General features: G+C 71.2%; 9 protein-coding genes. 4 read left to right on the top strand and 5 right to left on the bottom strand.

Features of this window, described 5'->3' with window-relative positions:
• Positions 1-36 precede the first annotated feature (36 nt).
• Both AOM06_RS13410 and AOM06_RS13405 read right to left on the bottom strand, forming a co-directional pair.
• Positions 37-489: a ribose-5-phosphate isomerase gene (locus tag AOM06_RS13410; protein ID WP_062307799.1), complete on the bottom strand. Its 453-nt coding sequence runs from the start codon at positions 487-489 to the stop codon at positions 37-39.
• A gap of 89 nt (positions 490-578) precedes the next feature.
• Positions 579-983, bottom strand: a complete 405-nt coding sequence (locus tag AOM06_RS13405) for an SgcJ/EcaC family oxidoreductase (protein ID WP_062307756.1) — start codon at positions 981-983, stop codon at positions 579-581.
• A gap of 243 nt (positions 984-1,226) precedes the next feature.
• On the opposite strand from AOM06_RS13405, the gene AOM06_RS13400 reads away from it, so the two are divergent.
• Positions 1,227-3,164 carry a M13 family metallopeptidase gene (locus AOM06_RS13400; protein WP_062307748.1) on the top strand — a complete coding sequence of 646 codons (1,938 nt, stop codon included), beginning with the start codon at positions 1,227-1,229 and terminating at the stop codon, positions 3,162-3,164.
• A gap of 169 nt (positions 3,165-3,333) precedes the next feature.
• Positions 3,334-3,945 carry a hypothetical protein gene (locus AOM06_RS13395; protein ID WP_062307742.1) on the top strand — a complete coding sequence of 204 codons (612 nt, stop codon included), beginning with the start codon at positions 3,334-3,336 and terminating at the stop codon, positions 3,943-3,945.
• Between the two features lie 68 nt (positions 3,946-4,013).
• On the opposite strand, the gene AOM06_RS13390 is transcribed toward AOM06_RS13395, so the two are convergent.
• Positions 4,014-5,714, bottom strand: coding sequence for an alpha-glucosidase (locus AOM06_RS13390; protein ID WP_062307735.1), 1,701 nt, complete (start codon positions 5,712-5,714; stop codon positions 4,014-4,016).
• A 39-nt stretch (positions 5,715-5,753) separates the two neighbouring features.
• Positions 5,754-7,598 (bottom strand): ABC transporter ATP-binding protein, encoded by a 1,845-nt coding sequence (locus tag AOM06_RS13385; protein WP_062307730.1) that lies wholly within the window; start codon positions 7,596-7,598, stop codon positions 5,754-5,756.
• A gap of 75 nt (positions 7,599-7,673) precedes the next feature.
• On the opposite strand from AOM06_RS13385, the gene AOM06_RS13380 reads away from it, so the two are divergent.
• Positions 7,674-8,150, top strand: a complete 477-nt coding sequence (locus AOM06_RS13380; RefSeq protein ID WP_062307725.1) for a tRNA (cytidine(34)-2'-O)-methyltransferase — start codon at positions 7,674-7,676, stop codon at positions 8,148-8,150.
• Between the two features lie 9 nt (positions 8,151-8,159).
• On the opposite strand, the gene AOM06_RS13375 is transcribed toward AOM06_RS13380, so the two are convergent.
• A complete protein-coding gene (locus AOM06_RS13375) occupies positions 8,160-8,624 on the bottom strand; it encodes a MarR family winged helix-turn-helix transcriptional regulator (RefSeq protein WP_169747768.1) in 465 nt (154 codons plus the stop codon).
• A 69-nt stretch (positions 8,625-8,693) separates the two neighbouring features.
• On the opposite strand from AOM06_RS13375, the gene AOM06_RS13370 reads away from it, so the two are divergent.
• A complete protein-coding gene (locus tag AOM06_RS13370) occupies positions 8,694-10,454 on the top strand; it encodes a chloride channel protein (protein ID WP_228372960.1) in 1,761 nt (586 codons plus the stop codon).
• Positions 10,455-10,511: the final 57 nt, after the last annotated feature.

Here is a 10,511-nt window from a genome sequence, read left to right as displayed (position 1 = left end):
GCGATTCTGGGCACTCCGCACCTCACAGGGCGCGGGTCAGCGCTGCGCCTCGTAGTCCTTCATGAGGTCGATGCGGCGCTGGTGGCGCTCGTCGCCCGAGAACGGCTCCGCGAGGAACGCGTCCGCGATCGCTGTGGCCTCGTCGAGCGAGTGCATGCGCGCGCCGATCGAGCCGATCTGCGCGTCGTTGTGCTGGCGCGCGAGCTTCGCGGTCTCGACCGACCAGATGAGCGCGGCGCGGATGCCGGTGACGCGGTTGGCGGCGAGCTGCTCGCCGTTGCCCGATCCTCCGATGACGATGCCGAGCTCGGCGCCGTCGCTCGCGGCCACGGCCTCGGCGGCGGCGATGCACATGGGCGGGTAGTCGTCGAGCGCGTCGTACTCGTGGGCGCCGTGGTCGACCACGTCGTGGCCGGCCTCGGTGAGGTGGGCGATGAGGTGCTGCTTGAGCTCGAAGCCCGCGTGGTCCGCGGCGATGTGGAGGCGCATGGCGCCCATTGTGCCAGCGCGAGGGCGCGCGCCCGACATGCCGTTCCCGTCGGCGATGACCCGCCGACGGGAACGGCACGAGGCACGCCTCAGCGGCCGCCGACCGGCGTGTTCTGATATGCCGCGAAGAGCCAGCGTCCGCCGGTCCTGTGAGCGACCAACGAGTAGACGGTGCGCTTGTTGCCGTCGCTCGACCGGTGATCGAGGTACTCGATGTGGCCGTGCGCGATCAGCAGCGCAACGTCCGTGGTGATGAAGCGGATGCTGGCGATCACCCCGACCAGGCGGCTGTCCCGCGCCCAGGCGTTGAAGATGATCTCGTGGCCGTCCACGATCTCCTTCCACCCGTGCTCGATCATCCCGTTCGCGATGATGTAGTCGGCGTCGGGGGTGAAGCACTCGGCATAGGCGGCCGCATCGCCCCAGGCGTCGATCATGCGCCGGTAGTGGTCGCGGATCTCGACCTCGTCCGCATAGGTCACGTCGATGGGCATGGTGTCTCCTTCGCTCGTCGAGCCAGGCAGGCCCCGGACGGCGAATGGATGCGCAGGGGCCGCGGCACGGATGTGCGCCTGGCGGAAATCCTGCGGGGCGGGCGTCACGCCCACCGGAGGACCGACTCATCGATCCCTTCGGAGCTCACGCTCCTAGACATTGGTCTCCGCCGCCGATGCTAGCGCCTCGCCGTGAGCGAAACGCCCCGTGCGATGTCGGGGCGCGCCCCTAGGGTGGAGCACATGACGCTTCGCACAGGCATCGACAGGTCCGAGTTCTCCTCCACCGTCCGCGCGCAGGACGACTTCTTCCGGTACATCTCCGGCCCGTGGGAGGAGACCCACGAGATCCCGGGCGACCGCGCCGCCGACGGCTCGTTCTACACGCTGCGCGACGAGGCCGAGAAGCAGGTCCGCGTCATCATCGAGGAGGCGGAGCGCACCTCCCAGATCGGTGCGCTGTACGCGAGCTTCATGGACGTCGACCGCGTCAACGCCCTGGGCGTGGGCCCGCTCGCCGCGGACCTCGAGCGGGTCGAGGCCGCCACGAGCCACGAGGAGCTCGCCCGCGTCATGGGCGAGCTGCAGCGCGACGGCGTGTCCGGCGCCGCCGGCTATTACGTCTTCGCTGACCGGCTCGACCCCGACCGCAACGTGGTCTACCTGGGCCAGTCGGGCATCGGCCTGCCGGACGAGGCCTACTACCGCGGCGAGGCGCATGCGGAGACGCGCGAGAAGTACGTCGCGCACGTCGACCGCATGGCAGGGCTGACGGGGCTGGCCTTCGACTCGTCCACCGTGGTGGGGCTCGAGACCGCGATCGCGCGCGAGCACTGGGACGTGGTCAAGACGCGCGAGGCGGAGCTCACGCACAACCCGACCACGCTCGCGGGCCTCGCCGAGGACGCGCCTGGCTTCCCGTGGGCGGCCTGGGCCGAGGCGATCCGCATGCCCGAGGCCGCGCACGGCCTGCTCGTGGTGGGCGAGCCCAGCTACTTCACGGCCTTCGCGAAGATCTGGGCCGAGACCGAGCTCGACACGTGGAAGGCGTACCTGCGCTGGCGCATCGTGAACTCGCGCGCCGCCTACCTCACGGAGGAGCTGTCCAAGGCGAACTTCGACTTCTACGGCACGGTGCTGTCGGGCGCGACCGAGCAGCGCGAGCGCTGGAAGCGCGCCGTCGGGCTCGTCGAGGGCGTGGTCGGCGAGCTGGTGGGCCAGGAGTACGTCGCGCGCCACTTCCCGCCGGAGTACAAGGCGCAGATGGACGCGCTCGTCGAGAACCTCATCGAGGCGTACCGCGTCTCGATCGAGTCGCTCGACTGGATGACCCCCGGCACCCAGGAGAAGGCGCTCGAGAAGCTCCGTCAGTTCACGCCCAAGATCGGCTACCCCGACACATGGCGCGACTACACCGGGCTCGAGGTCTCACCCGAGGACCTCGTGGGCAACGTGCGCGCCGCGAGCGCCTTCGAGGAGGACTGGGAGTGGGGCAAGATCGGCAAGCCCGTCGACCGCTCCGAGTGGCTCATGACCCCGCAGACGGTCAACGCCTACTACCTTCCCGTCGCGAACGAGATCGTGTTCCCTGCCGCGATCCTGCAGCCTCCGTTCTTCCACCCGGAGGCCGATGCCGCGGTCAACTACGGCGGGATCGGCTCGGTGATCGGGCACGAGATCGGCCATGGCTTCGACGACCAGGGCTCGAAGTACTCGGGCACGGGCGCGCTCGAGGACTGGTGGACCGAGGCGGACCGCGAGGCGTTCATGGAGCGCGCGAAGCGCCTGATCGCGCAGTACGACGGCTACTCCCCGAAGCAGCTCGACGGATCGCACCACGTCAACGGTGCGCTCACGGTCGGCGAGAACATCGGCGACCTCGCGGGCGTCGAGATCTCGCTCAAGGCCTACGAGATCGCCCTCGGGCACCCCATCGACGAGGCGCCCGAGCTCGACGGCCTCACGGCGGTCCAGCGCTTCTTCATCGGCTACGCGCTCACCGAGCGGATGAAGGTGCGCTCGGAGGCGCTCGTGACGCGCCTCGCCACGGATCCTCACTCCCCTAGCGAGTTCCGCGTGAACGGCATCGTCCGCAACATGGACGCCTGGTACGAGGCCTTCGAGGTCTCGCCGGAGGACGCCCTGTGGCTCGACCCCGAGGAGCGCGTCTCCATCTGGTGACCGGCTCCTGACGGCGCGTCGGCCCGGGCACCTTCGAGGGTGCCCGGGCCGACTCGCGTCCGCGGCCGCGGATGCCGCGTGTGAACCCGCGGTGAACGGCGCGCGGAGGCGCCGTCGCGGTGCTAGACCGGTCGGTAGGGGGAGCGCGACACGGGCGAGGGGGTCCGGGATGGGCAGGACGGCGGCGACGGTGGTCGCCTTGATCGGCGCATGCGCGCTGGGCCTCGCGGGATGCTCGGGGGACGACGACGCGCCGCCCTCGGTCGGCGAGGTCGCGACCGGCACCGAGGCGACGCCCGAGGACGCGTCGACGGACGGCGACGCCATGGACGACGCGAGCGACGAGGCGACGGAGGACGAGGCGACCGCCGGCGCCGCGGGCGGGGACGCGGACGTGTGCGCGCTCGTCGACGCCGCCGACCTCGAGGAGATCACCGGGCTCACGTTCGAGGAGGGCATCTTCGACGCGGACCTGTCGAGCGACCTCCAATACGTGTGCAACTGGACGCACAGCGGTGACACGCTCGCGATCGTCCAGGTGCTCGTGCTGCCGGGCGTCGGCGACATGGCGTCGCAGCGCGACTCTGCCGAGGAGTGGCTGGGCGAGACCGCGGACGTCGAGGTCGCGGGCGCGACCGACGCCTACTCGGTCGCGGCGGGGTCGATCATCGGCATGCGCGTCGGCGACGACTTCGTGCAGGTCTCGTTCATGTCCGCCGACGCGTCCGATGTCACGAACACGACGGTGGAGATCGCCGAGGTGGCGGTCGGCAACCTCTAGGAACGTCGGGACGACGCACGCTGCCGGGCCCGGCCTCGCCGAGGCCCGGCGAGGACCCCCACTGACGGCTACCGGGCCAGGTAGACCCTGACCTCCCACGGGCTGAGCGGGATCTCCCCCGCACCGGCCGGGTACGGCGTCGCGTCCGCGCCCAGGTTGTGGAGCACCAGCGAGCCGTGGGCGACGTCGACGCGCGCCACCGCGTCCTCCCCCGACAGGTTGGCCGCGACCGTGAGCACCGCGCCGTCGAGCGCGCGGCGGTAGGCGAACACCTGCGGGTCCTCGGCGAGCAGCATCGCGAAGGACCCGTGGGCCACCACGGGCTCGTCATGGCGCAACGCGATGAGGGTCTTGTAGAACGCGGCCACCGAGTCCGGGTCCGTTCGCTGGGCCTCGGCGTTGAGCCACGTGTGGTTCGCCGTCACCGGCAGCCACGGCGTGCCCGTGGTGAAGCCCGCGTGGGGCGAGGCGTCCCACTGGACGGGCGTGCGCGCGTTGTCGCGGCTCATGGCGGCGAGCCCGTCGAGGATCCGCTGCTCGGGCACGTCCATCTCGCGCAGCTCGTCGTAGGCGCCCAGCGACTCGATGTCGCGGTACTGGTCGATCGACGTGAAGCCCGCGTTCGTCATCCCGAGCTCCTCGCCCTGGTAGACGTACGGCGTGCCGCGCATGAGGTGGAGCACGGCCGCGAGCGCCTTGGCGGACGCGGCCCACCGGTCGCGGTCGTCCCCGAAGCGGGAGACGACCCGCGGCTGATCGTGGTTGTCCCAGTACAGCGAGTTCCAGCCCCGCTCCCCCAGCGCGGCCTGCCAGCGCCCCAGGATCGCCTTGAGCCGCACCAGGTCGAGCGGTTGCGGGTCGAACTTGCCCAGCGGCCCATGGTCGACGTCCACGTGCTCGAACTGGAAGACCATGTCCACCTCGGCGCGCGCCGGGTCGGTGAACAGCACCGCATCGTCCACCGTCGCGCCGGGCGTCTCCCCGACCGTGAGGAAGCGGCCCTCGCGGCCCGCGAAGACCTCGCGGTGCATCTCCTGGAGGAACTCGTGGTTGCGCGGACCGCATGCGTAGAGCGGGAAGCCGTTGCCGAGCCCACCGGGCAGCGGCTCGCCGTCGCGCAGCGGCAGCACCTTCGAGATGAGGTTGATGACGTCCATGCGGAAGCCGTCGACGCCGCGGTCGAGCCAGCGGTTCATCATCGCGTAGACGGCCTGGCGCACCTCGGGGTTCTCCCAGTTGAGGTCCGGCTGCTTGGGGTGGAAGAGGTGGAGGAAGTACTCGCCCGACTCCTCGTCGAAGGCCCACGTGGAACCCGAGAAGAACGCGCGCCAGTTGGTCGGCTCCGCACCCGGGGCGCCCGGCTCGAAGCCGTCGCGAGGCGGCCGCCACCAGTACCAGTCGCGCTTGGGGCTGCGCTTCGAGGACCGCGACTCCAGGAACCAGGGGTGCTCGTCGGAGGTGTGGTTCACCACCAGGTCCATGACGATCTTGATGCCGCGCGCATGCGCCGCGGTGAGCAGCGCGTCGAAGTCGTCGAGCGTGCCGAACGTCGGGTCGATCGCCTCGTAGTCCGAGATGTCGTAGCCGTTGTCCGCCTGCGGCGACGCGTAGATGGGCGACAGCCAGATGACGTCGACGCCGAGCCACTCGAGATGGTCGAGGCGGCTGAGGATCCCGCGCAGGTCGCCGATGCCGTCACCGTCGGAGTCCTGGAAGCTGCGGGGATAGACCTGGTAGACCACGGCGGACTTCCACCAGTCGTCGCTCACGTGAGGCTCCTCTCGGCGTCGGGCGGGGCTTCGACCACCCTAGTCCGCCTGCTGGGCCGCGAGCCTCGCGTAGAGCCCGCCCCGCGCGAGCAGCTCCGCGTGCGTGCCCGTCTCGACGATGCGCCCCTGCTCGACCACGTGGATCACGTCCGCACGCGCGATGGTCGACAGCCGATGCGCGACCACCAGCGTGGTGCGCCCCTGCGCCGCGCGGTCGAGCGCGGACTGCACCACGCGCTCGGAGACGGTGTCGAGCGCGCTGGTCGCCTCGTCGAGCAGCAGCACCGGCGGGTCCTTGAGCAGCACGCGCGCGATCGCGATCCGCTGCTTCTCGCCGCCCGACAGACGGTAGCCACGCTCGCCGACCACGGTGTCGTAGCCGTGCTCGAAGGACTCGATGGCCTCGTGGATGCTCGCGTCCCGGCACGCCTGCTCGAGCTCGGCGTCGGTCGCGTCGGGCCTCGCGTACCGGAGGTTCTCCGCGATGGTCGCGTGGAACAGGTAGGTCTCCTGCGAGACGACCCCGACGTGGTCGACCACCGACTCGTGGCGCAGCCGCCGGACGTCCTCGCCCGCGAACATCACGGCGCCGCCCGTCGCCTCGTGCAGGCGCGCGGCGAGGTAGACGATCGTGGTCTTGCCCGCGCCCGAGGGGCCCACGAACGCGTGCGTGGTGCCCGGCTCGACGCGGAAGGACACCCCGTCGAGCGTGGGCCGCGCATCGTCCCGCGAGCCCGGGTAGCGGAACTCGACGTCGCGGAACTCGACCGCGCCCAGGGGTCCGGGCGCGTCCTCGACCCCCACCGCATCGTCCGCGTCCTGGATCGCGGGCTCGAGGTCCAGGTACTCGAAGATGCGCGCGAACAGCGCGCGCGACGTCTGCACCTCGAGCGCGACGCGCATGAGCGCCATCAGCGGGAAGAGCAGGCGCGACTGGACCGCCGTGAACGCGACCACGGTGCCCGCCGTGAGCACGCTCGAGCCGTGGTCGATGAGCACGCCCGCGGCCAGGTAGATCACGGCCGGCACCGACGACATCACGATGGTGACGAGGCCGAAGAACCATTGGCCGGTCATCGCCTGCTGCACCTGCAGGCGGATCTGGGTCGCGTTCTCCGCGCGGAAGCGGTCGGTCTCGAGCCGCTGACGGTTGTAGACCTTCGACAGGAGGATGCCGCTCACCGACAGCGTCTCCTGCGTGATCGCCGTGAGCTCCGACAGCGACTCCTGCGTACGCGAGGCGATGCGGGCGCGCACCCGTCCCACGCGCCGCTGGACCGCGACCAGCGCGGGCATGAGGATGACGGCGAGGATGGTGAGCCGCCAGTCGAGCAGCACCATGGCGACGAGGCTCGCGAGGACCGTCACGGTGTTGCCGACGATGCTCGACACGAACGTCGTGAGCACGCCCGAGACACCGCCCACGTCGTTCTGCAGACGCGACTGGATCACTCCCGTCTTGGTGCGCGTGAAGAACGCGAGCTCCATCGACTGGAGGCGCGCGAACAGGCGCTCGCGCAGGTCGCCGGTGACGCGGTTGCCCACCGAGGCCGTGAGGTAGGTCTGCCACACCTGGAGGCCGGCCGTCACGATGTAGATCGCGATCATCACCGTCACGAGCTCCGCAAGCAGCCGCAGCTGCGGGTCCCCGTCCGGCGGGAAGAGCGCGCGATCGAAGATGCGCTCGACGATGAGGGGCGGGACCACCGTCGCGCCCGCGCTCGCGATGACCAGCGCCGCCGTCAGCAGGAGGGCGCTGCGGTACGGCCGGAACAGCGCCACCACGCGCGGCCACAGGTCCGGGATGTCCGGCGCCTCGGCGTTGAGGGCGCGCTGCGCCTCCTCGTCCCGGCTCGCGACGCCGCGCCCGGGCATGCCTCCCATGGAGGCGCGCCGGCTGCCGGCGGGTGCGGGATGGCTCATGCATGGAGCCTAGGACCTGCGTGGGACACTGGCGCCATGCCCGTCGCCCTGCCGTCCATCGCCTTCTTCGAGCCCCGCATCCCGGAGAACACGGGCGCCGCGATCCGTCTGTCCGCCGTGACCGGGGCACCGCTGCGCCTTATCGAGCCGCTCGGCTTCGAGCTCGAGGACTCGAAGCTGCGCCGCGCGGGCCTCGACTATCACGACCTCGCGACCGTGACCGTGCACCCCGACCTCGACGCGATGCTGGGCGATCTCCCCGAGGCCCGCGTCTACGCCTTCACGGCGCGTGCCGACGTGACCTACACGGACATCGCGTACACCGCGGGCGACGTGCTGCTGTTCGGACCCGAGCCCACGGGGCTGCCCGACGAGGTGCTGGACCATCCCCGCATCACGTCCTGGGTGCGCATCCCGATGCTCCCCGGGAGGCGCTCGCTCAACCTCTCGAACGCCGCGTCGATCGTCATCTACGAGGCGGCGCGCCAGCTGGGATTCACCGACATGGAGTGAGCCCGGGGCTCACATCCCGAGCTCGAGCAGGTCCTGCGGCTGCGGCTCGCCCGCCGCGCGCGCGAACGCCTCCATGCCCGTGCCCAGCGCTGCGCGCTCGTCGGTCGTCATCCCTTCGAGCACCTCCGCGATCATCGCGACGCGCCGCTCGGTCACGGTGGCGACCAGCGCCTGCCCGGCCTCCGTGAGGCTCGAGCGCACCTCGCGCCGGTTGTCGGGCACAGGGGTCCGCACGATCCACCCGCCGTGCTCGAGCCGCTCGACCGTCCGCGTGAGGGTCGACGGATGGATGCCGATGCGCTCGGCGAGGTCACCCATCCGGAGAGGGCCGCTCTGCGACAGCACCACCAGCACCCGGAACTGCGGCACCGTGACCTCGGTGAGGGCCGGCGCGAGCGAGCGGGCGACGATGCCGAGCAGCGCGCGCGAGGATGCGAGCGTGGCGGCGGTGGTGTGAACGGCGTCGTGAGGCACGCACCCACGGTAGTGCCTGCGCCTGCTAAGGTCCCATAGTTGCATCGCTACAACAGTGAGGAACCGCCCGTGCCATCGCGCGCCGCTGCCACGACCGGGCCCGGACGCCTCCTCGGGCGCGTCTCGCGCTCCGAGAACACCGTCCTCATCGTGCTCGCCGTCGTCGTCGGCGTCCTGGGAGGTTTCGGCGCCATCGCGTTCCGGTGGCTGGTCGAGACCGCGACCTGGATCTTCTCCGGGCACGCCGACTACGCCGGCACCACCGGCCACCCCGAGCACCCGTGGATCCCCTGGCTCGGCGGATTCTTCGTGGTGCTCGCACCCGCGGTCGGCGGCCTCATCTACGGCCCCCTGGTGCAACGCTTCGCCAAGGAGGCCCGCGGCCACGGCGTGCCCGAGGTCATGTACGCCATCCACCGACGCGGCGGCCGGATCCCCGCGAGGGTGGCGTTCGTGAAGGCGCTCGCCTCGGCTGTCACCATCGGCTCGGGCGGCTCGGTCGGCCGCGAGGGACCCATCGTGCAGATCGGCTCGGCGATGGGATCGTCGTTGGCGCGCGCCGCGCGGCTCGACGAGAACGGCGTGCGGATGCTGGTCGCATGCGGCGCCGCGGGCGGCATCGCGGCCACGTTCAACGCGCCCATCGCGGGCGTGTTCTTCGCGTTCGAGCTGCTGCTCGGCACGCTCGCGGCACGGTCCTTCGGCGCGATCGTCATCTCCGCTGTCACCGCATCGGTCATCGGACGCATCTTCCTGGGCGACGAGCCGTTCCTGGTGCTCCCGGAGTTCCAGGTCTCGCACCTGGCCGAGTACGGCCTCTACGTGATCCTCGGCGTGCTCGCGGCGCTCGTGGGGGTCACCTTCACCCGGGTGCTGTACAAGATCGAGGACGCGTGGGACGCGGTGTGGCGGGGACCCGAGTGGCTGCGCCCCGCGGTGGGCGGGCTGGGGCTGGGCCTCATCCTGCTCGCGGTGCCGCAGATGTACGGCGTCGGGTACCCCGTGCTCGAGGGCGCGGTCCTGGGCGAGTACGCCGTGTGGTTCCTCCTCGCGATGCTGATCGCGAAGATCGTCGCGACGTCCTTCACGATCGGCATGGGCGGATCGGGAGGCGTGTTCGCGCCGTCGCTGTTCCTGGGCGCCATGCTCGGGGCGGCGTTCGGGCAGGGGGCCGATGCGCTCCTCCCGGGCCTCGATCTCGACGCGGGGGCCTACGCGGTGGTCGGCATGGCGGCGGTGTTCGCGGGCGCCTCCCGCGCGCCCATCACCGCGGTGCTGATCCTGTTCGAGCTCAGCGGCGAGTACACGATCATCCTGCCGCTCATGCTCGCGGTCGCGGTCTCCACGGTGCTCGCGGGGACCCTGTCGCACGACTCGATCTACACGCTCAAGCTGCGCCGCCGCGGCATCGACCTCACCAAGCGCGCCGATACCCGCGCGCTCGCGGGCGTCGCGGTGGGAGACGTCATGGGCGCCGTCCCCCCGGCGCTCCGGCGCGGCATGAGCGCCGCCGAGGCCGTTGACAGGCTCGTCGACGCGCGGCGCCACGTGCTGCCCGTCGTGAGCGCCGACGGGCGCTACCTGGGGGTGATCACGTCCGCGACCGCCGCGGGCGCCCTCACCGGGGACGACGACGCGGACGAGGTCATCGTGGGCCAGCTCGTGGAGCGCCGCCCGGGCGTCGGCCCGGGCGACATGCTCGACGATGCGCTGGACCACCTGCTCGACGAGGAGGCGACGGACGGGCTCCCCGTGGTCGAGGGCGACGCGCTCGTGGGCTGGCTCCATCAGGATGCCGTGCTGCGCAGGCTCGCCTCGACGTCCCGATGACACCTGGGGCGTCACGGCGCCGGCGCGGGCGGTTGCTAACCTCTTCGTGATCGAAGG

It is taken from the genome of Demequina subtropica (genome assembly GCF_000971235.1).
In the GTDB taxonomy this organism is placed as follows: Bacteria; Actinomycetota; Actinomycetes; order Actinomycetales; family Demequinaceae; genus Demequina; species Demequina subtropica.
Note: the sequence above shows the minus strand (reverse complement) of the source record. Positions and strands in the feature narration are given on the sequence as shown.